The sequence below is a fragment of the Ensifer sp. NM-2 genome, from assembly GCF_003024455.1.
Classification (GTDB): Bacteria; Pseudomonadota; Alphaproteobacteria; order Rhizobiales; family Rhizobiaceae; genus Ensifer; species Ensifer canadensis.
Genome location: NZ_PVZR01000099.1, coordinates 1 through 605, shown reverse-complemented (window position 1 = coordinate 605; position 605 = coordinate 1). Strand labels below are relative to the sequence as shown.

Here is a 605-nt window from a genome sequence, read left to right as displayed (position 1 = left end):
CACGTCCAGACCGCCGTCGGGGGCGGCGGTGACGTCCAGCCCGACGGCGACGGGCGCCTCCAGCACCACGTCCGTCAGCAGCCCCAGCGGCACGAGCTCCACCCCGACCTCGCGGGCCTCCGCGAGCAGCTGCCAGATCCGCGGGGAGTCGAAGACGTGCAGACCGAACCAGGCGTCGCCCGGGTAGGAGTCCTCGGCCTGGACCTGACGCCAGATCAGGCGCATCGCCCGCTCCTGGGCGGGGGCGAACTCGGCGCGCGGGAACTGGAACGCCTTCCACGTCAGCCCGCCCTTGATCCACGTCCCCTTGGCCCCGCGCTTGAGCGGGCGCACGGTCACGTACAGCGGGCGGCCCTCGCGCACCTGCTCCTCCCCGGCGGTCGCCGGGCCCCACTGCTGGAACGCGTTGCGGGAGGACTCGGCCACGAGCTCCACGCCGATCGCCAGCGCGGGCGGCGTGCCCACCCGGCGCGGGCCGCGGACGGGGCGTCGAGGCCGGCCGGGCCGCCGCCGTCGTGGCCCCGGCCGGCGGGCGCGGGCAGCGCGTCCGCCGTGGTGACCATCTCGGCGAGCTTGCGGCGGGCGTCGTCGAGGGCCTGGTCGGC

General features: G+C 77.2%; 1 protein-coding gene. It reads right to left on the bottom strand.

Annotation, left to right across the window (positions count from 1 at the left end):
- Positions 1 to 465: hypothetical protein (locus tag C6558_RS38955; RefSeq protein ID WP_199197136.1), on the bottom strand; the 465-nt coding region annotated here is incomplete at its 3' end.
- Between the last annotated feature and the right edge of the window lie 140 nt (positions 466 to 605).